Raw genomic sequence first — 18669 nt, 5'->3', positions numbered from 1 at the left:
TTAGGGGAGCCGGCCGACCTCGCTCACGACCGCGATCCTGAGGACGGCGGACATGTAGAGGACCTTGCCCTCGGGCATGTTCTTCCTCATCTGCGCGGAAGGCTGCCAAGGGGTCTCGTCGGGGGATTTGCCGCCGGCGGGACGGAAGGAGGTGTCGTAGTCGACGACCTGTCGTTCGCCGAGGTACTTGAAGGTGTTCGGGTCGAAGATGAGGTCGTGGCGGATGCCGTGGAACGTCTGGCCGACGGCGATTCCGGGACGTCCGGCGGAGTCCGTCACGTTGTCGTACACCTTGGTGCCGGGGATCTCGGCGGCGGCCTTGAACATCGCGGCCAGGGCCTTGGGGCCGAGGTAGGCCTCGCGGATCGTGTCGCCCACGGTGACGAAGGCCTGAACGTCCGGCGGGTTGCCGCCGCGGCTGTTGCGGTAGAGCCAGTCCTTCATGGCTTCGGCGTCGGTGGGCAGGTCGGTGCGGTAGGCGGGGGCGTCCTGGCAGCCTGTCGGCGGTTCGGCGAGGTCGATCTTCTCCTCGATCGTTTCCTTCTTCGTCGGCGTGACGTCGTTCTTGCGGCACAGCCACGTGCCGTCGCCCGGGCCGCCCTGCTCGCGTACCAGCCCGGCCTGGCCGCCGAACGCCGGGAGCCAGACGTGCCGGTGAGAGGCTTCGGCGGGCTGTCCCTGGCCGCGCTTGTCGAGAATCCCGCTCTGGGCGCTCTTCGCCTCGAAGTACATGAACTGGCCTCGGGTCGGCTTCAGTTCGGGCTCGCTCGCGGCGTACCGGGACGCTTTGACGAGCACCGCGGGGGCCCCGGCGAGCGCCACGGACGTGCCGGGCACGAGCTCGTGGCGGCGGCCGGGCTCGTCGCGGAGGCCGGGAATGATCATTACGGCGGCCGCGCCCGCGGCCAGGGCCGAGGCGACGAGGGCGCTGAAGAAGAGCCTGCGGCGGGGCGGCGTGCGGTGAAGGGTGGACAGTTCGGACATCAGATGCCGCTTCCTGGTCTCGTGGCCAGGCAGGTCCCGTCGTACCGGGATGTTCATGACAGTTCCTCCCTGAAGGCGTTGTCTCTGCCTTTGTGTCCGATCGGTGGTGGAGGTTCCAGGAGTTTCGCGCGCAGGCGGCTGAGGCGGGAGCGGACGGTGCCGATCGGGATGTTCAGCGCGGCGGCGGCTTCGGCGTAGGAGAGTTCCTCCCAGACGCACAGCGCGAGCAACTCCTGGTCGCGGCGCGGAAGCGTCTGGATATGGCCAAGGATGTCGCGCATGCGCCGCTGGTCGTCCACGCGGGCCGCCACGACGTCGGCGACCTCGTGGGCCGGGACGGGCTGGGGCAGGCGGGCGAGGGCGTCGCGATGCCGTCGCAGCGCGCGCCGGTGGTTGCGCAGGCAGTTGGTCGCCACGCCGTAAAGCCAGGCCAGCAACGAGCCGCCCTCCATGCGGACCTGCGTGCGCCGCCGCCAGGTCTCCAGGAAGACCACCGAGGTCAGCTCCTCGGCCACCGACCAGTCGGCCGTCCGCCGGAAGCAGTAGTTGTAGACAGCACGGCTGTGCCGGTCGAAGAGGTCGCCGAAGGCACGCTCATCACCGGCGAGCGCCAACGCCCACAACTCGGGATCGTTGTTACTGGTCACATTCCTCTTGTGTCCGGAGCCGGCCACCGGTTCCGCCCGAGCCTACGGAGGACTCAGATCGGGATGGCTCTGGCGCCACGGAAGTCTTCTGCGAGAACGGAGCAGGGTTTCCGCACACCGCGGCAATCACGGCGGCGGCAGGGAGCGGCGGTACGTGCTGGGGCTGGTGCCGAAGGCTTGGCGGAAGGCCCGGGAGAAGGACGAGGGACGGGTGAACCCCCAGCGGGCGCCGATCACCTGAACAGGCTGTGCGAGCCAGGCGGGGTCGGCCAGATCGGTCTTGCACTGTTCCAGGCGGCGTCGCCGGATGTGCGCGGCCACGCTCTCTCCACGGCTCTCGAAAAGAGCGTACAGACTACGGAGGGAGACGTTGTGGGAGGCCGCGATGGTTTGTGGTGTCAGATGGAGATCGGCGAGGTTGTGGTCGATGAAGGCGTCGATGCGCCGCAGCAGCACCTGTTTCCGGGTTTCGGCCGGGAGATGATCCCAGGCGTCGATCTGCTGGGCCAGCAGGCCGGAGACGAGTTCGAGCACCGCCCGTTCCAACGCCCGCAGCTGGGGTGGCGCGCAGCCGGCGGCGCGGGCGTCCAGGGAGGTCAGGAACCGGCGGACGATGGGACCGATGCCGTGGCGCAGGGTGAACCGGCGGCCCAGCGCCGCGTCGAGCCGGTCCGCGGGAAGGTTGATCATCGTGCGGGGAATGTGCACGATGATCAACCCGGTCTCTCCCTGACCAGGGGTTCCGGCGGAGTAGGGATGGGAGGTGTCGAACAAGACGGCGTCCCCGGCCACCAGGTCGCTCCCGGTTCGCCGCTGGGAGATCCCTTTGCGGCCGTACGTGATCACCCCGAACAGGTAGTGCTCCGGATCGCTGCGGCGGATCAGCGCGGGCGTACGCCATGCCCGGTGGGCGGCATGGTTGTGCCGCGAGACCTCGACCTGGCCCAGGCTCAGGACGTGGGCCCGTGCCAGGAACCCGATGGGGTCATCGATGGCCAGCGTGTGGGGTGCCACGGTCATGGACACCAGGTCCTGGTACCAGTCGGCCCTGTCCTTCGGCACGACCTCGTCCGTGGACATCCGCACCCACACGGGCCGTCCGGCCTTCGCGGAGTCACTGGTCATCTGGCCAGCCGCCGGCTCAGTACCTTGAGCAGCGTCAGGCAGAACAGGGTGTTGTACGCCAGTCCGGCCACCACGTACGGCCAGTACGTTCCGCCGTCCATGGCCGCCCAGAACGCGCGCAGCGGCCAGTACGGCGGCACTATCCCGAAGACGAGCTGCCACGACGCGTCGAGGAAGAAGAAGGGGATGAGCGTGACGCTGAACAGCGCCAGCCCGATCACCCGCATCACCGCCAGTCCTTCGATCTTGTTGCGGCCGAGGGAGGCCATGGTGATGCCGACGACGGGGGCGAACATTCCGGCGACCACGGCCACCGGAACGCTGAGCACCAGTTGCCCGGCGGTCAGCATCATCGACACGGCCAGCGAGGCGACGATCATCAGCGCTGCCACCAGGCCGGTGACGACCGCCCGGTAGGCCGGATAGATCCCCGGCGGAACAGGGGTCACGCGCAGGGCGGTCAGGGTGCGCTGGTCGCGTTCGTCCAGCAGTTGCAGGCCCATGACCGCGCCGAGCAGGAGCGGCGGCCCCAGCACGCAGAACGCGCTGATGATCAGCGACTCGTAGGGGCCCAGGTCGAACCCCCACTGCCGGTCGGCGAAGGCCGTCGCCGCGGGCAGGAACCACAGGAACGCCGCGTACAGGAACGGCCCCAGCAGCACCGCGGTCAGCAGGGAGTCGCGCCGGATGGTCATAAGGTCGTTGCGGCCGAAGGCCGCCATGGCGCGCCTCATGCTCCGCCCTGCCTGGTCACGACGTACTTGTAGAAGACCCCTCGGGCGGTACGGCACAGCAGCACGATCCACGCGGCCGGATACAGCACGGCGTAGGCCGCCTGCCACCCGGTCAGCGAGACCTGGTGGAACGCCGATCCGAGCAGCAGCGCCACACCCTCGGTGGGCACCAGGTAGAACGCCCAGTGCGGGACCAGCCCGGAGTAGTCGAGCAGCGGCAGGTTGGCCAGCGCGAGTACCAGGGTCGAGGGCATCAGCCACTCGCTGACCGAGGGGAACAGCGGCGCGGTGACGAATCCCGCCAGCACCATCAGCAGGGTCATCGCGGTCACCCCGGCCAGCAGCGCCAGTAGGTCGAAGCCCGGGCCGTAGTCGGCCAGCACCACGACGGCGCAGGTGAGGAAGGCGAGCACGGACATGGACAGCAGCTTGGCCGCCAGGTACTCGCCGAACCGCAGCGGTGTGATCAACAGTGCGAACAGCGTCCGTTCGCCCCTTTCGAAGAACAGCGCTCCGGCCGTGAAGAACATGAAGAACTGCAAGTCTGCGATCAGCAGGTACGGCATGGCCGCCCCGAGCAGGTTGTCGGGCACGATCCACAGCACGCCGATCCAGATGATCACCACCACGCAGGTGGCGTGCCAGAACCCGTACCGGCGTTGCAGCCGCAGGTCGAGCAGCAATGCCGGCCTCAGCGCCCTCATGTCAGCGACCTTCCGGTGACGTCGATGAAGACGTCCTCCAGGCTGGCCTCCTGGCTGTGCAGCGCTTCGATGGCATGCTCGGCCGCGAGCGCGCGGAAGGCCGGATCGTCGGCGAACCCGTCCAGCGGGAAGTCCTTGCCCGCCAGCAGGTCGCCGTCGCGGTAGGTGACGCGCACCACCCGCTGACTCCGGCTCACCTTGTGCTCGGCCGGGGTGTCGAGCGCGGCGATCCCGCCCTCGTTGACGAACGCCACCCGGTCGCACAACTGGTCGGCGGTGGCCATGTCGTGCGTGGTGAGGAACACGGTGCGGCCCTCGGCGCTCATCTCGCGGATCATGTCCTTGACCAGCCGGGCGTTGACCGGGTCCATGCCCGAGGTGGGCTCGTCGAGGAAGAGCAGTTCCGGGCGGTGCAGCAGCGCCCGGACGAAGACGAGCCGCATCTGCATGCCCTTGGAGTACGCCCCGGCCCGGACGTGGGCGTGCTCGGCCAGGCCGACGCGTTCCAGCAGCGCCATGGGGTCCTCGACCGGCCCGCGGTACAGGGAGGCGAAAAAGCGCAGGTTCTCCAGCGCGGTGAGCTTGTGGTACAGGTTGGGCAACTCGAAGGAGACGCCGATCCGCTGGTAGTAGTCACTGCCCCAGGCGGTGGGCTCCTTGCCCCACACCGTGGCCTGACCGGCGTGGCCGGCCAGCAACCCGGTGAGGATCTTCTGGGTGGTGGACTTCCCGGCGCCGCTGGGCCCGAGGAAACCGAAGACCTCGCCCCGCCGTACGGTGAAACTCATGCCCTTCACCGCGGGCTCGGCCGCCTTCGGATAGGTGAACGTCAGTTCGTTGACCTCGACAACGGTCATGTCTCCTGCTTCGCTTGATGTTCCAGCCACCGCTCTTTGATGCGGCCGTACTCCAGCTCCAGGAAGGCGTACATGTCGTGCGCCTCCTGCATCCGCCGCCGGCTCTCCTCGGTGCGGTCGGTCAGCAACTCCAGTCCCCGCTCGGTGACCTTGCGCCACTCCCGCGCCATGCGGGCCTTGTCCTCGGCCTCCCGCAGCCAGAACCCCGGTCGCAACCGGTAGTAGGTACGCCGCGTCCCGGGCACCGGGTAACGCTCCACCGAGCCGCCGCCGATCAGCATCCGCACCGACATGCTGATCGCGCCGCGGCTGGCCTGCAGCGCCTCGGCCAGTTCGTCGGCTGACTGATGAGGCGGCTCGCACACCATCAGCCAGCCCAGGATCCGCCCCGGCATGCGCGGCAGGCCGAGATCCTCCATCCACGAGCCGATCTCATCGGCGAAGTCGTGCAGTGGCGTTCGCTCCATGAGGCGAGACTAGACCTTCTCGGACTGAACTTTCAATACATTCTGAAAGTTCAATCGGTTGCTATGTGCCCGCCTCCAGCGTCAGGCCGGCGATGATCCGGCGGGCCAGCAGCAGGTACGGCACCACGATGGCGTTGAGGATCAACGCGGTGATCAGGCCGCCGCGCGCCATCGGGAGCGTGATCGACACGAACGTGCGCAGAGGCGTCGCGCCGCCGCCTCCTCGGTCTCCTCGGGCAGGTTCCTGAAGAAGCCGGTCAGCAGGAAGACCGTGAAGGGCACCGACAACGCCACGTACAGCAGGTAGAGGCCGAACAGGCTGTTGGGGGGATGATCACGGTCTGCGTCGGCACGCCCTTGAAGGAGGCCGAGACCAGCCAGTACAGCAGGAGGACCTCCGGTACGGCGAAGGTGCCCCGGACGCCGTCGGGCCTGGCGCGCTCGCCCAGGCCGCGCACTCACGTGAGACGGGCACTTCGAATTACGACCCGACGAGCTCACCGTATGTCAAAGAGACGGACATTCCCTCGTAGGGTCAAGGCCAAGACAGCCCCGGAAGCCGCTTTCGTCTCCCGGGGCTGATCTCATTGGCAGCTAGGAATACGCCGTCGAGGGCGCAGGCCGTACTTCTCCGTAAGTGCGGGAGGCCGCAATGTGGCGGTCTCTCGTGCCCGGCGCCGGCGCCAGCTCCTTCCTGTGAGGGGGCAGCCGAAATGGCACTGCGGTCAGGTTTCCCTTGAGCCTCATCGCGCCAGCCCGGCGACGGACCTACGCCGCTAGTTGAAACAATCCTGTTTGTTGAGCGCGATGCCGTACTCGGTGACCTTGCCGCGCTTGACGCTGAAGGAGTAGTAGGCCTTCTTGTTGCCGGGGACCGTAATCACGTAAAAGCCGTGGGCGTCCTTCTTGATACGCGGGTAGGCCGCCTTCACCTGCTTCGCAGTAGAGCCGATCATGATGCCTTCAGGGGTTCTCATGCCCTTGGCGGCGAAGATGGCCGCCAGCCCCACCTTCGGCGAGATATAGATGCCGACCGAGTCCTTGGGGGTCGGGAAACTCTTCAGGTCCCAGCCGGAGCAGCCGCCGCCGCCCGGCATCTTCTTGACCACGGCCCCCGTAGCCCTGGCCTGCTTGACGGTCAGGCCGAGCTTGACAGCGCCGTAGCCGTGGGGACCCAGCGTCGGCTTCGTCTGGGCGGCCGCCGCGGTGACACCGGAGACCAGCAACGAACCGGCGAGGAGCGAGGCTCCGATCATCGTCTTCATCATGCTCTGCTTTGACGGCGAAGTACCGGAAAAGGTTCTGGCAACCTTGCGGCCTTCGCTGACACCCCTCCGCGATCCGCATCGGCTACGCCCGCGTGTCCACCCGTGGCCCAAGCTTCGACCGCCAACTCGCCGACCTCACCGCGTCCGGCTGCCGCAAGATCTTCACCGACGAGAACGCTCTCCGCCCCGAACCCGTGGCCTGGTGCCCTCCTCGAAGGGCCGTCCTCTACGCCAGTTCGGCGTCGCTGTACTTCAGGCAGCGAGTACTGCCTTAACCTCGTACGTGTATCGCGCTCTAAACGGAGAGGCGCCCTGAACGGAGATGGCTGCTAATAGATGCACTGAAAGCATAGAATTAGGGATATCGCGACAGGTTCCCTCGTCCAGGAGAACGAGGGAGTTACTTGCCGTCTGACCTAGTGAGCAGCTTCGTACTTCTCCACGACAGCTGAAGCGATACGACCGCGCTCGCTGACAGGCAGGCCGTGGCTCTTGGCCCACTGGCGGATCTCGGCGGACTTCTCACGGCTCAGGGCGGGACTGCTGCCACTGGCCGCTACACGCCGGCCTCTACGAGCGCTGGACTCGCCCTTGACCTCGCGAGCGAACTCAATCCACTCCGCCATGGACTCATCGAAAGCCTTATCGTGCGCCGCCGAGAGATCGATCTCGTATGACTTCCCCTTGTAGGAGAACGTGACGGTTCCTGCGGCGTCGGTGGTGCCGTCGATGTCGTCAACGAAGGTCTCAACGATTTGCTTCGCCATGCTTCTGCTCCAAAGGTATGTAAGGACTGCCGGGCACCCTAACGGTTCCCAGAAGCGTTCGTGGTTCTTTTCGGTCACCCTCAACCACGGCTATCTGGTGAGGAGGCATCGTGTGGGGCTCGGGAACACGAACCATCGCCAGTCCTGGGCCCGACGTCTGCTGTCCCTGCCCGCGCTGCTGTTGCGGAGTGAATTCTCCACGAAGGCGGAACTGCGGAACGCGGTCCTGCGCCGTCAGGTCCCACAGGTGCGCTGCGAAGTGAAGCCGCCGCGTGGCGTGTGTGATCAGAGCGGCAACCTCCTTGCCTGGCCCACGTGTCCTCATGGCCATGGCTGTCGTTGGGTGCGGTCTGTCGCGCAAGGTACAAGAGGCCGTGGCCCCGCAGCGCGCGCGAACCCCCGGACGAGCCCGAACCGGGTGCATTGGGCCGACCGGATGTGGCACAGGCGAGCGTCGCGCAGAAGAAGATCGCCACCGTCGCCACGCCGGATGCCGGCCCTCCGGGTTGAGACGTTGGCGTCGGCGGGGATGCTCGCCGTGCTGATCTGACAGGGGCGGGGCTCCCGCGGTGCCTTGCCCCGGGATGCGACACGCCCGCCGGACAGCGGTGAGCGCTCGCCGTTAGCCGAGAGCGGTGAAGGCCGTCGCCCGGCCGGGCAACGTGAGAGCCGGCATCCGCCCCGCGGTACCGGCGCGTATGCGATCCATAGCCGCCCACTTCTCGACCACGCGGACAGCGGCTCCACGAATCTACGATTACTACTCGTAGCTCATCATGTGGGTGAAGCGCCCAGGGAGTGGGCATGGATTGGCGGTTTGAAGGCGGATGCAAAACGCTTGGTCTACTAGAGTGCATAGTGAGGCGATCGAGCTACGGGGGAGTGATGAAGGGACCGCGTTCGTACCGCGCTGTGCGTGTGTCGCGCTGGTGTCTGCTCATCATGCTCACCCTCGGCGTCTGCGGCATGCACACCCTCGGTCACATGGGCACCGACCACGCCGCGTCGAAGGCGTCGGCCGTGGGTGGGCACGCGTCGGGTAGCCCGGTCGATCCCGGACGGGGTATGCCTGATCTTGACCCAACGTCCATCTGCCTCGCAGTGCTCACGTCGTGGATGCTTCTGGCGCTGATCGGACGACGAAGCCGTGGGAACGGGTCAACGCGCGCCTCCTCTCCGGTCCGCACGCGCGTGCGCGGAGTCGCCCGGCCACCGCCCGGTCCGGTGGCCCTGTGCTTGGTACGTCTCTCGGTGATGCGCATATAGGCCGGTCATGCCTGCGGGATCGGGCCAGAGGCCCTCCCGCGTCACCGGTCGGCACATCAACCCAACCCAGAGAGTCACAGTTATGCACAGGAATCGATCGACCATGCGCAGGTTCTCGCTCGGAGCCGTGGCCGGAGCGGGCGCACTCATCCTCCTCACTGCCTGCGGCGGCAGCGGTGACGCGATGGCCGGGCATGAAGGTATGTCCAGTTCGGCTCCGGCCACCACCGCCACCGCCAGCGCGTCACCGTCCGCGTCCTTCAACGACGCGGACGTGATGTTCGCGCAGATGATGATTCCGCATCACGAGCAGGCCGTGGAGATGGCTGAGCTCGCGACCACCCGCGCGGCGGACCCGGAGATCAAGGAACTCGCGAGCGAGATCAAGGCCGCCCAGGACCCCGAGATCCAGACCATGAAGGGCTGGCTCACCGCTTGGGGCAAGCCCATGCCCTCCGGCGGAATGGGACATGACATGCCCGGCATCATGTCGGAGGCGGACATGAAGCAACTCGAGGGCGCGAAGGGGGCGGCCTTCGACAAGAAATTCGCTGAGCTGATGATCGCTCATCACAACGGCGCGATCGAGATGGCGCGAACGGAGCAGTCGCAGGGAGCCAACCCGGAAGCCAAGGCTCTGGCGAAGGCGATCGAGAGCGCACAGCAGTCGGAGATCGCACAGATGCGGAAGATCCTCGACCGGCTCTGATCGAACGCGTGTGCCCAGGAGCGATCCTGGGCACACGCGCCCCCTTCCCGGGGACCTGGTCGCCGCCTCGAACGGAGTAACCGTGTGGAGGATGGAGGTCGCTTCGCCTGCGTCTCGCCCGCTTCAGGGGGTGTGAGCGTGACGAGGCGGTGGACGGCGGCTTCAGCGGTCGAGGCCACCGCCGGAGTACGGCTCGCAGCCTGACCGGGGTCGCCGGGTCGGTCGAGGCGATCAGCGCCTACTGCGTGAGTAGACCGCGCCAGCGTCTCCATGACCACGTGGCGCGAAGGATCGGCACTGTGCGGCCGGCTGCCGCTGTGACGGACACCTGCCATTCGCCCGCGTTGACGCCCGCTACCCTGCTGATCGCCACGGGGCTGCCTGTGCCTCGCTGACCACGACGTCGCACACGAAACGGTCCTGTTGCCCCTGGGGCAGCCTCTGTGGCGAGCCGCTCTCCGGTGTCACGTCCTGCACGGGTGGTTCGGGGGCGGGCTCCAACCAGTGTGTGATGCCCACCACCTCTTGCGGGTGCGCGTTCGATCCACTCGTCCGCTCGGCGAGCAGAGCGCCCCGCGCGCGCTTCGGGCTCCGAGCCGCCTTGCCTTCCTTCCCATGGTGATCCCGCCGATTAAAAGGATTTCACTGCCAGCGCTCACGCGGGATGGCCCCTCTGACGGTGCAGCCGTCCGGGGTGCCATTGATCGAGATGGTCCCTGACGTGGCGACGAGGGCGGCACGCATGCCGGCGTTCTTCGCGTCGCTGCCCATGCCGTCATCGCTCACCGTGAAGAGCAGGCCGTTCGTGCCGGTGGTGACGGCGACGGACACCATGGCGGCACTGGCCCGCTCCTCGATGCCGGCCAAAGCCTCGGCGACGCAGGCGAGCACCGCTTCGGCCACCCGATCGGGTACCTCCTCGGCGGGCAGTGCCCAGGTCTCCACCTGGATGCCGGAGCGATGGGACCAGCCGGCCAGTTGTTCCTTGAGCGTCTGGGCCAGATTCGTGTCCCGCTGCGTTCGTGTGCGCATCCATCCCACCTCCATCTACTACGAATAATAGTAGATGGAGTTTCGGAAGACGTCATCGACGCGGCCTACGTGCCTCTCCGCGGCTCGGGCGTGTCCCGCCAGAAGGCATGCCTCAGGCGAAGAGCTGGAGGAACGCACTGCTCGGATCGCGCTTGATCCCATGGGGCCTGCGGCTACGGGCTACCCCGCCGCATAGCCCAGGAGGGTCATCATCCCCGATTCCGCGTGGTAGATGTTGTGACAGTGGATCATCCACAGCCCCGGGTTGTCCGCGTCGAAGTCCACGTCGAGTGTGCTGCCGGGCAGCACGATGACGGTGTCCTTGCGGATTCCGGACGGCAGCGCGAAGGTGTGGCCGTGGAGATGCATGGGGTGCCACATCGTCGTCCGGTTGGCGAAGGAAAGACGCACCCTCTCTCCCGAGCGCACCGGCTCGACGATCTCAGGGGCGTACTTCTTGCCGTTGATCGCCCAGTCGTAGGCCGCCATGGTGCCGGTGAGTTCCAGCCTGACGGTGCGGTCGGGCCGCTCTTGCGGCAGCCGTACCCGCTCATGGGGTTGGAGCTCCGCGTAGCGGACGACCTCCCCTTCGAGCTCGCGCGGACGATGGCCGAGCTTGGGTGTCGCGGCCTGAGGGCTGGTGCGGACCAGCGCGCGAGCTGCGGCGGCCTTGCCTTCGGCGAGCGCGACCAGCGGGAAGACGCCGTCTTTGAGGGTGGCCAGCACGTCGTAGCGTTCGCCCATGCCGATGAGGAGCGCGTCGGCGTCCTTCGGCTGTACGGCGAAGCCGTCGGTGTGGGTGACGGTCAGCCGGTGATCGGTCAGAGCCACACGGAACGCGGTGTCACCGCCGGCGTTGATCAGCCGGATGCGCAGCCGGGTGCCCGGCTTGGCGCGGAAGGTCGCCGGCTCGGCCGGTACGCGGCCGTTGACCAGGAAATGCGGGTATCGGACGTCCCCCGCGTCGCCGCCGAGCAACGGGCTCATCGCGCCCATCAGCATGTGCTTGCCCATTCCGGTGGACGAGGGACCTGGCGTCATGTCCCCATGGTCCATACCCGGCATGCTCATCCCGCGCGACAGTTCGGCGAGGACGTCTTCCGGTGAGCCGGTGACGCCGTCCAGCCAGTCATCCAGGATGACCACCCATTCGTCGTCGTAGCCGAGGGGCTCGTCCGGATCCTCGACGATGAGCGGCGCGTACAGGCCGCGGTCCGGCTGGGTGCCGGAATGGGGGTGGAACCAGTACGTGCCGGGGTGGGCGGCGGTGAATTCGTAGGTGTACTCGGTGTCGGCCTTGATGGGAGCCTGGGTCACCCCTGGCACGCCGTCCGCGTCGTTGCGCAGGGCGAGGCCGTGCCAGTGGATGGTCGTGTCGGCCGCGAGCTGGTTGGCCAGGCGTGCGCGGACCACCTCGCCCGCCGTGACGCGCATCGGGCGGCCGGGTACGCGTCCGTCGTAGGCCCAGGTACGGACGACCGGCCCGCCGAGATCCACCTGGCTTTCGGCGGCGGTCAGCCGGAAGTCGCGGATCCTGCCGGGACGGCGGGCCAGCTCCGCGGCGCGCACCCGCGCGTCCGCCGGTCCGACAAAGGCCGGGGCGGGAGGTGCGCAGGCCGTGAGAGCGGCCCCGCCCAGCAGTCCGATGCCGGTTCTGAGCAGGGTGCGTCGATCGATGTTCATGGTGTCGCCTCACATGCGAGATCGTGCTCGAAAGGGATCGCCGGAAGACCGGACGATCTAGATCAGGAGCACGGCTGTTCGCCGAGGTGAGACGAGGGGCGGCCCGCGGGGCCGGCTCTGCCGGATGGGTGTCCGTGTGTCTCGCGGTACGAGCGGGCCGGGGGTGGTCCCCAGGGCGAACAGGGTCAGTATCAGGCTCGCGGCCGTGCCGAGGAATGCCAGGCAGACCCAGCCGTCGTCCGGGTCCGGGTCGGCGGGTGCGGTCTGCGCGGAGGCGTGACTTGTGGCCGGTGCCATGTCATGCCCCCGCGGGTGACCCAGCGAGTGCATCGCCAGGATGCCGAGGGCCAGGACGACGAGCATCATCAGGCGCAGGATCACCGGACGAGCTCGCTTCATGAAGCCAGGCTACACGAAACAACTATGTGCCATAGTAGTTAAGGGTCGGGTCCGGACATGATTACCGTTTCTGGCCTGCTCAGAAATAGTCCTCCGGGTGGTGGGCCAGTGATCGACGCCGCGAAAGCCACGATCAGAGGAGCGAGAGCGCGTGGCAGTGGTGGGCCACGAAGGAACTCAGCCCGGGGACGGCGGCCAGGGCGGTGGGGCCCGCCAGTAAAGCGCCGACTGCGGCCATCCCCGCCAGCCTCTCCCGGCGGTGCAGCGGGACGGCCGGGCTGAGCATGCGGCGTACCCGGGTCAGCGCGGTCTCGCCTCCCGCGCCGAGCGCGAACGCGGGAACGCGGCCGGTGGCCAGGCCGACCAGGGCGGCGGCGATGTGCGCACGGGGGTGGTGGCGTGCCGCCACGTCGTCGGCGAGCAACTCGATCAGCCGGACGACCTCGCTCCTGGCCCTGGAGAACAGCGGCACCCGGGGACACGCGCGGGCGAAGGCCTCCGCGACGGCGAGTACCAGGTGGTGCCGCCCGCGCAGATGGGCCCGCTCGTGGGCGAGGACGGCGGCGACGTGCGCGGGGGCCAGCGATCGTAGCGCGCCGGTCGTGATGACGGTCTTGCCCTGGCGGCCGGGCAGGCAGTAGGCCAGACGCTCGCCGTGGTCGAGGACGATCGCGCCGAGGTCTCCGTCGTGGCGGCCGACGAGGCTCAGCATCTCGGCGTGCCGCGCGCGTTCGCGGCGAGCGGTGAAGAGTACGGCGGACAGGCAGTACGTGGTCCTGGCCACGATCAGTCCGCTGAGGAGAAGGGCCGCGCGAGCTCCCCACGAGGAAGCGGCCGTGTCGAAACCGGCCGCGAGGAGGGCGGCGCACGCTTCGAACAGACCGGCCAGGCCATGGCCGATGGCGTCGGGGGGTATGGCCGCGGCCAGGCCGCCCATGACAGCCGAGGCGACGACGGAACTGCACGCGGCCAGCCACATGGCGATCGCCAGGCGGGGAGCGCGTTCCGACCAGTGCGCCCGGGTCAGCAGCCGGGGGAGCAGGACGGCGGCGGCGAGGGCGTACACCGCCAGAATGGCAACGACGATCACGAGCGGTGCCTCCTCGGGGGGTACACCTGGAGCGCAGACTCCAGCGCCGTCGCCTCCTCCGGGCTCAGCTGTTCCAGGAAGTGCACCAGAGTGGCGGCGTGGTTGCCGCTGCCCGCCAGGGTCTCCCGCATGAGCCCGGCGATGTACGCCTCCTTGGTGGCCACCACCTCGTACAGGTAGGCCTTGCCCGCCGGCTTGCGTTTGAGCAGGCCCTTGGTGTGGAGCTTGTCCATCACCGTCATCACGGTCGTGTAGGCGATCGCCCGCTCCTTGCGGAGGACCTCGAGTACGTCCCGGACCGAGGTGGGCCTGCGAGACGACCACAGGAGATCCATGATCGTGGACTCCAGGTCTCCCAGAGAGCGCACCATGCGACCGTCCTTCCTGCCCGCGAGCCTTCATACTATCTATAGTCGTAGTTAAGAGGGGAGTGGGCGGCGAGCCGGGGTCTGCCCATGCGCCGGGAGGCCGGCGTGGCGTCGGGGGCTGGGCCTTGAGCGGGTCGAAGCGGTGATCGCCGCGCCCGCCCAGCCTCGTCTCGTCGCGGCGTGAAGCACCAGGTCAGGGACGCTTGAAGCCGATGTGCAGGTGGTCCTGGTGCACGGCGTCGGTGAAGGCTCCGCGGAACGCCCAGGGGCCACCCACTTCGTCCGAGCCGTATCTGATGGCCGTCTCCATGAGCGTACGAGCGGGGTTGGGGCCCTTGTCGCGCGCGTGGGCGGCCACCCGCCGGCCGTCGATCGCCCAGATGTCCACGGCCCGGCCGCGGGTGTGGTTGCTCGTCGACATGCTGCCGAACACCTTCGCCGGGTGTCCGCTGGCCAGCACCGCGACGGAGATCCGATGCTCACGTGACAGGCGCAGTAACATCCGCAGGACCCGATCGTCGATGCGCCCGGCCTGAACGTCCCAGCGGGCGCTGTCGGGCAGCACGATCCTGCCGCTCGCCAGCACCCTCCTGGCCGGCGTGCCGCTCTCGGCGTCTCGGGGCGCGGTCCCGCCCAGAGACGCCAGGCCGGTGACGGTCCAGCCCTTGACTCGCTTCGCCAGCCGGACGTCGACGGTCCGCGTCCTGGTGACCAGTTCGGGGCCGCGTTGCCGCGACAGCCGTACGACGGCCATGATCGAGGCGCGATCGGCCGTGAGACCGCCCAGCTGCGGATAGATCATCTGGATCGCGCCCGCCGCTTCGCCGTCGAGCTGGCCCGCGGCGCGGGTGACCGGACCGACGGGCAGCTTCAGCGCGGCCATGCGCGCGCGGCTGGCCGCGAGCGACCCTTCACCGGCGCCAAAGGTGAACAGCGCCTCAAGGTAGGCGACGGCGGCGCGTTTGACCGGCCGCGCGGGCTCGTCCGCGTTCACGGTGTACGGCTTCGCCGTCGCGGGAGCCGGCGTCGCGCCCGCCCTTTGCGGTGATTCGGCCGGTCCGCAGCCTGCCAGCGCCAGCGTGAGGAGCGAGCTCACCAGCGCCCTGCTCACAGGTCCAGTACGAAGGGAGTCCACGTCTTGCCTTCCGCGTCCCGCACCGGCGCTCCTCGTTTCCAGCCCAGTTCGGCATAGAGGCGATGAGCGGCCTCGTTGTCCTGCTCCGCCTGCAGTACGAGCCGCTCGACGCCGTGGACCTTGGCGATGTCCACGAAACCGGACACCAGCGCGCTGCCCACGCGGCAGCGGCGTAGCTCCTGGTGGACGGCGATGTGGTTGAGCACCCCCGTGCGGCGGGAGGTCCCCTCGGTGGTGCCTGCCGCACGGATGCCGCGGGCGTAGCGTTGTGCCCGGGTACGCACGAACCTGGCCGTCAGATCCGGACGCAGCAGCAAGGACGCGGCGCCCGCGCGCGCGAGCCGCCAGCGCTCCAGCTTGACGACATGTCGCCGATGGACGCGGACGTCGGTACAGCCCACCAGGAACCCGGCGAGCTCGTCACCGAGCTCGGCGATCAACGCCACCGCGGCGGGGCTCGTCAGGTAGGTGCGGTAGTAGCGGGTGAGGAACCGCTCGCCCAGCTCCACGAAGAATCCCTGGGACAGGTCGGCTCGGTGCAGGCGCACGACGTCGGGTACGTCACGCAGTTCCATAACGCGCAGCACAGGTGGAGGCATGGCCACAAACTACCTCAACTACGATGATCGATAGTAGATTGGTTTCGGCGGGTGCTTCTACTGGCAATTCGCTGGGAGTGCTACAGTGCTGATCGTCGGCTGTTTGGATGACCGGTTGAGAGGGAGGTGAGGTTTGATGACCGCGGTGAAGACCGCTGCCGTGTGCAGCGCCCGGACATTCCTCACGTCCCGGGCCCCGGTCTGACCCACTTCTCACCCTCGCCGTGAGCCGTCCGGCTTATGAGGCAGGGTAGCGTCTGCGTCTCGTCGGGGCCCCTTCACCAAGGTGTCTCACGTTGCCAAATCTCTTCACGGATCCATCCGACGCCGGCCTGACCCGCTACGGATGGACGGAAACACTCGACAACGCCTTCGCGGAACACCGCGAGGCCGGCCTGGTGCCGGCCCGGATCGCACGGGTGGATCGTGGCCTGTGCGACGCGGTCACCGAGACCGGCCCGGTGCGGGCCACGCTCTCGGCGCTGTACTCTCCCGACCCGCTCCTCGCGCCCTGCACCGGCGACTGGGCCGCCCTGCGCCCCGGTCCCGAACCCGGACTGGTGGCCCTGCTACCGCGGCACAGCGCGATCGTACGCTCGTCGGCGTCGCGCAACTCCCACGCACAGGTGCTGGCCGCCAACGTCGACACCGTTGTCGTCGCCGTCTCACTGACCGTTCCGCTGGACGCGGCCCGGCTGGAGCGGCTCCTGGCCCTGGCATGGGACAGCGGCGCCACGCCGCTGATCGTCTTGACCAAGGCGGACCTGGCCGCCGACGCCGCCGCCGTACACGCCGAAACGAGCACGCTGGCACCGGGCGTGGACATCCTGATCACCAGCGCGGCCACCGGGCAGAACATCGATGTGCTGACCGCGCTGCTGAGCGGCACGACGGTCCTGCTCGGATCCTCCGGCGCGGGCAAGTCCAGGCTCGGCAACGCGCTGCTCGGCGACGAGCTCCTGGCCATCGGCGAGGTACGGGCGCAGGACGGCAAGGGCCGCCACACCACCGTCCGGCGCGAGCTGGTTCCCCTTCCCGGCGGCGGTGTCCTCATCGACACGCCCGGCCTGCGCGGGATCAGTCTCTATGACGCCGCCGACGGCCTGGAACAGGTCTTCGCCGAGATCGAACACCTCGCCCGGGACTGCCGCTTCGGCGACTGCTCCCACAACACCGAACCAGGTTGCGCGGTTCAGGCCGCCATCCAGGGGGGCGAGCTGACCGAGCGCCGTCTGGCCAGCTACCGCAAGCTACAACGCGAGAACGCGTGGGCGGCCTCGCGCACCGATGCCCGGCTACGCGGCGAACGTACCAACCGGCAGAAGGCCATCACCAGCCATCTGCGCGCCACCTACAAGTTCAGGGACCAGCAGTCATGACCGACCGCACTCCCGGGCCGGACCATTCCCCGCACGACCCGATCACCGACCCCGTCGTGACGGCGTTCTTCGCCCTGCACCACGGCCTGCCCCGCCAGGGGCCCGGCTCCGACGCGACCACCCGCCGCCTGCTCGCCATGGCCGGACCGCTTCCGCCGCACCCGCGCGTGCTGGACATCGGCTGCGGGCCGGGCCGATCCAGCTTGGTGCTGGCCGAGGAGGCCGCCGCCGAGGTCACCGCGATCGACCTGCACCAGCCGTTCCTCGACGAGCTGGCGCGAGCCGCCGCCGCCCGCGGCGTCGGCCACGCCATCCGGACCGTCCGGGCGTCGATGGCGGATCTTCCCTTCCCCAGTGAGAGCTTCGACCTGATCTGGGCAGAAGGATCCGTCTACAACATCGGCTTCGACACCGCCCTGCGCTCCTGGCGGCGGCTGCTCGCCCCCGGCGGCACGCTGGTCGTCACCGAATGCGAATGGACCACCCATTCCCCGTCCACCGAGGCACGGGCGTTCTGGGACCGGCACTACCGGCTGCGTACCCAAGACCAGAACGCCGCCGCGGCGCGCGCTGCCGGATACGCCGTCGCGGCGCTGCACCCGCTCCCCGACAGCGACTGGTTCGAGGAGTACTACACGCCGCTGTCGGAACGAACCCGCGCAGCCGACCCGACCGAGGCCGGGATGCGCGAAGCGGTCGCGGCCACCCTGCAAGAGATCACCATGCGCCACGAGCACGGAACTGACTACCAGTACACCGGCTACGTCCTGCGTCCCCAGACAGACACAGAAACGGACACGAACGCCCCCATGACCACGTGGATCACCCGCCCCGAGACCACCGCCGACCTCGCCCAGATCCGCGAGGTCAACCTCGCCGCCTTCCCCACCTCTCACGAGGCCGACCTGGTCGAGGCATTGCGCGCCGACCCGCAGGCGTGGATCCCCGGCCTTTCCTGGGTCACCGAGGCGCCCGACGGCTCCATCGCCGGCTTCGCGCTGCTCACCCGCTGCCACGTCGACGGCTCTCCGGCCCTCACTCTGGGCCCGTGCGCCGTGTCGCCCGAGCACCAGCGGCGCGGCGCCGGTTCGGCCGCCATCCACGCCGCCCTCGACGCCGCCCGTGAGCAAGGCGAGAACCTCGTGCTCGTGCTCGGCCACGCCGAGTACTACCCCCGCTTCGGCTTCGTCCCGGCCTCCGGTCACTCCATCCGGCCGCCCTTCGACGTCGAGGACAAATACATGATGGCGCTCGCCTTCGACCCCTCCCGGCCTGTGCCCACCGGCACCATCCGCTACCCGGCGGCGTTCGGAGTCTGACCCACGCCCTCCGGAGATTCGGCGCTCAGCCGACCTCTGAGGCGGGGGGGCGGGCCGCGGTGGGGACCCCCACGCCCGCCGGGCCCCCCCCCCCCGGGGGGGGAACCCGTAGGGCAAAAAGTTAACAACCTGCGGGA

20 protein-coding genes and 1 pseudogene are annotated in these 18669 nt (G+C 68.6%); 4 read left to right on the top strand and 17 right to left on the bottom strand.

Features of this window, described 5'->3' with window-relative positions:
- The 10 genes from ACFWY5_RS52600 to ACFWY5_RS52555 all read right to left on the bottom strand — a co-directional run bounded on the left by ACFWY5_RS52600 (position 1) and on the right by ACFWY5_RS52555 (position 7553).
- A complete protein-coding gene (locus ACFWY5_RS52600) occupies positions 1-1041 on the bottom strand; it encodes a CU044_5270 family protein (RefSeq protein WP_379639558.1) in 1041 nt (346 codons plus the stop codon).
- Positions 1038-1631: an RNA polymerase sigma factor gene (locus ACFWY5_RS52595; protein WP_379639557.1), complete on the bottom strand. Its 594-nt coding sequence runs from the start codon at positions 1629-1631 to the stop codon at positions 1038-1040. Before ACFWY5_RS52595 ends, ACFWY5_RS52600 begins: the two co-directional genes overlap by 4 nt.
- Positions 1632-1757: 126 nt before the next feature.
- Complete coding sequence (locus tag ACFWY5_RS52590; protein WP_379610142.1) at positions 1758-2756, bottom strand: helix-turn-helix domain-containing protein; 999 nt, start codon at positions 2754-2756, stop codon at positions 1758-1760.
- Complete coding sequence (locus ACFWY5_RS52585; protein WP_379610141.1) at positions 2753-3490, bottom strand: hypothetical protein; 738 nt, start codon at positions 3488-3490, stop codon at positions 2753-2755. The genes ACFWY5_RS52590 and ACFWY5_RS52585 overlap by 4 nt, the downstream gene beginning before the upstream one ends.
- Positions 3487-4194 carry a fluoroquinolone transporter permease gene (locus ACFWY5_RS52580; RefSeq protein WP_379610140.1) on the bottom strand — a complete coding sequence of 236 codons (708 nt, stop codon included), beginning with the start codon at positions 4192-4194 and terminating at the stop codon, positions 3487-3489. The genes ACFWY5_RS52585 and ACFWY5_RS52580 overlap by 4 nt, the downstream gene beginning before the upstream one ends.
- Positions 4191-5051 carry an ATP-binding cassette domain-containing protein gene (locus ACFWY5_RS52575; protein ID WP_379610139.1) on the bottom strand — a complete coding sequence of 287 codons (861 nt, stop codon included), beginning with the start codon at positions 5049-5051 and terminating at the stop codon, positions 4191-4193. Before ACFWY5_RS52575 ends, ACFWY5_RS52580 begins: the two co-directional genes overlap by 4 nt.
- Positions 5048-5518: a GbsR/MarR family transcriptional regulator gene (locus ACFWY5_RS52570; RefSeq protein ID WP_379639556.1), complete on the bottom strand. Its 471-nt coding sequence runs from the start codon at positions 5516-5518 to the stop codon at positions 5048-5050. Before ACFWY5_RS52570 ends, ACFWY5_RS52575 begins: the two co-directional genes overlap by 4 nt.
- Before the next feature lie 61 nt (positions 5519-5579).
- Entirely contained in the window at positions 5580-5708 is a 129-nt protein-coding gene (locus ACFWY5_RS52565) for a hypothetical protein (protein ID WP_379639555.1), read from the bottom strand.
- 586 nt (positions 5709-6294) lie between these two features.
- Positions 6295-6774: a hypothetical protein gene (locus ACFWY5_RS52560; RefSeq protein WP_379610136.1), complete on the bottom strand. Its 480-nt coding sequence runs from the start codon at positions 6772-6774 to the stop codon at positions 6295-6297.
- A 428-nt stretch (positions 6775-7202) separates the two neighbouring features.
- The gene (locus tag ACFWY5_RS52555; protein ID WP_379610135.1) at positions 7203-7553 is read right to left on the bottom strand and encodes an Lsr2 family protein; all 351 of its coding nucleotides are present in this window, start codon (positions 7551-7553) and stop codon (positions 7203-7205) included.
- 1369 nt (positions 7554-8922) lie between these two features.
- Here ACFWY5_RS52555 and ACFWY5_RS52550 point away from each other — a divergent pair.
- Positions 8923-9528, top strand: a complete 606-nt coding sequence (locus ACFWY5_RS52550; RefSeq protein WP_379639554.1) for a DUF305 domain-containing protein — start codon at positions 8923-8925, stop codon at positions 9526-9528.
- 642 nt (positions 9529-10170) lie between these two features.
- On the opposite strand, the gene ACFWY5_RS52545 is transcribed toward ACFWY5_RS52550, so the two are convergent.
- The 7 genes from ACFWY5_RS52545 to ACFWY5_RS52515 form a co-directional block, all read right to left on the bottom strand.
- A complete protein-coding gene (locus ACFWY5_RS52545; RefSeq protein WP_379639553.1) occupies positions 10171-10560 on the bottom strand; it encodes a hypothetical protein in 390 nt (129 codons plus the stop codon).
- 180 nt (positions 10561-10740) lie between these two features.
- Positions 10741-12243 (bottom strand): multicopper oxidase family protein, encoded by a 1503-nt coding sequence (locus ACFWY5_RS52540; protein ID WP_379639552.1) that lies wholly within the window; start codon positions 12241-12243, stop codon positions 10741-10743.
- Positions 12244-12300: 57 nt separating this feature from the next.
- Complete coding sequence (locus ACFWY5_RS52535) at positions 12301-12642, bottom strand: hypothetical protein (RefSeq protein ID WP_379639551.1); 342 nt, start codon at positions 12640-12642, stop codon at positions 12301-12303.
- A 133-nt stretch (positions 12643-12775) separates the two neighbouring features.
- Positions 12776-13732, bottom strand: coding sequence for a M56 family metallopeptidase (locus ACFWY5_RS52530; RefSeq protein WP_379610128.1), 957 nt, complete (start codon positions 13730-13732; stop codon positions 12776-12778).
- Complete coding sequence (locus ACFWY5_RS52525; protein WP_379639550.1) at positions 13729-14103, bottom strand: BlaI/MecI/CopY family transcriptional regulator; 375 nt, start codon at positions 14101-14103, stop codon at positions 13729-13731. The genes ACFWY5_RS52530 and ACFWY5_RS52525 overlap by 4 nt, the downstream gene beginning before the upstream one ends.
- A gap of 190 nt (positions 14104-14293) precedes the next feature.
- Complete coding sequence (locus tag ACFWY5_RS52520; protein ID WP_379639549.1) at positions 14294-15196, bottom strand: hypothetical protein; 903 nt, start codon at positions 15194-15196, stop codon at positions 14294-14296.
- A gap of 11 nt (positions 15197-15207) precedes the next feature.
- Positions 15208-15810, bottom strand: a complete 603-nt coding sequence (locus tag ACFWY5_RS52515) for a GNAT family N-acetyltransferase (protein WP_379639548.1) — start codon at positions 15808-15810, stop codon at positions 15208-15210.
- 320 nt (positions 15811-16130) lie between these two features.
- Between ACFWY5_RS52515 and rsgA the strand changes: the two genes are divergently transcribed.
- The 3 genes and pseudogenes from rsgA to ACFWY5_RS52500 all read left to right on the top strand — a co-directional run bounded on the left by rsgA (position 16131) and on the right by ACFWY5_RS52500 (position 18532).
- Entirely contained in the window at positions 16131-17213 is a 1083-nt protein-coding gene (rsgA, locus tag ACFWY5_RS52510; protein WP_379639547.1) for a ribosome small subunit-dependent GTPase A, read from the top strand.
- Positions 17210-17791: pseudogene (locus tag ACFWY5_RS52505) on the top strand (class I SAM-dependent methyltransferase); the annotation flags it as partial. The gene rsgA and the pseudogene ACFWY5_RS52505, both read left to right, overlap by 4 nt.
- 231 nt (positions 17792-18022) lie before the next feature.
- Positions 18023-18532 (top strand): GNAT family N-acetyltransferase, encoded by a 510-nt coding sequence (locus ACFWY5_RS52500; RefSeq protein WP_379639583.1) that lies wholly within the window; start codon positions 18023-18025, stop codon positions 18530-18532.
- Positions 18533-18669 lie beyond the last annotated feature (137 nt).

Source organism: Nonomuraea sp. NPDC059007 (genome assembly GCF_042740555.1).
Lineage (GTDB): Bacteria > Actinomycetota > Actinomycetes > Streptosporangiales > Streptosporangiaceae > Nonomuraea.
Note: the sequence above shows the minus strand (reverse complement) of the source record. Positions and strands in the feature narration are given on the sequence as shown.

Excerpts from the sequence above, each read along its gene's own strand:
- ACFWY5_RS52600 (WP_379639558.1), bottom strand. The coding sequence starts at position 1,041 with ATGAACATCCCGGTACGACGGGACCTGCCTGGCCACGAGACCAGGAAG.
- ACFWY5_RS52590 (WP_379610142.1), bottom strand. The coding sequence starts at position 2,756 with ATGACCAGTGACTCCGCGAAGGCCGGACGGCCCGTGTGGGTGCGGATG.
- ACFWY5_RS52585 (WP_379610141.1), bottom strand. The coding sequence starts at position 3,490 with ATGAGGCGCGCCATGGCGGCCTTCGGCCGCAACGACCTTATGACCATC.
- ACFWY5_RS52580 (WP_379610140.1), bottom strand. The coding sequence starts at position 4,194 with ATGAGGGCGCTGAGGCCGGCATTGCTGCTCGACCTGCGGCTGCAACGC.
- ACFWY5_RS52575 (WP_379610139.1), bottom strand. The coding sequence starts at position 5,051 with ATGACCGTTGTCGAGGTCAACGAACTGACGTTCACCTATCCGAAGGCG.
- ACFWY5_RS52570 (WP_379639556.1), bottom strand. The coding sequence starts at position 5,518 with ATGGAGCGAACGCCACTGCACGACTTCGCCGATGAGATCGGCTCGTGG.
- ACFWY5_RS52560 (WP_379610136.1), bottom strand. The coding sequence starts at position 6,774 with ATGATCGGAGCCTCGCTCCTCGCCGGTTCGTTGCTGGTCTCCGGTGTC.
- ACFWY5_RS52555 (WP_379610135.1), bottom strand. The coding sequence starts at position 7,553 with ATGGCGAAGCAAATCGTTGAGACCTTCGTTGACGACATCGACGGCACC.
- ACFWY5_RS52550 (WP_379639554.1), top strand. The coding sequence starts at position 8,923 with ATGCGCAGGTTCTCGCTCGGAGCCGTGGCCGGAGCGGGCGCACTCATC.
- ACFWY5_RS52545 (WP_379639553.1), bottom strand. The coding sequence starts at position 10,560 with ATGCGCACACGAACGCAGCGGGACACGAATCTGGCCCAGACGCTCAAG.
- ACFWY5_RS52540 (WP_379639552.1), bottom strand. The coding sequence starts at position 12,243 with ATGAACATCGATCGACGCACCCTGCTCAGAACCGGCATCGGACTGCTG.
- ACFWY5_RS52535 (WP_379639551.1), bottom strand. The coding sequence starts at position 12,642 with ATGAAGCGAGCTCGTCCGGTGATCCTGCGCCTGATGATGCTCGTCGTC.
- ACFWY5_RS52525 (WP_379639550.1), bottom strand. The coding sequence starts at position 14,103 with ATGGTGCGCTCTCTGGGAGACCTGGAGTCCACGATCATGGATCTCCTG.
- ACFWY5_RS52515 (WP_379639548.1), bottom strand. The coding sequence starts at position 15,810 with ATGGAACTGCGTGACGTACCCGACGTCGTGCGCCTGCACCGAGCCGAC.
- ACFWY5_RS52500 (WP_379639583.1), top strand. The coding sequence starts at position 18,023 with ATGACCACGTGGATCACCCGCCCCGAGACCACCGCCGACCTCGCCCAG.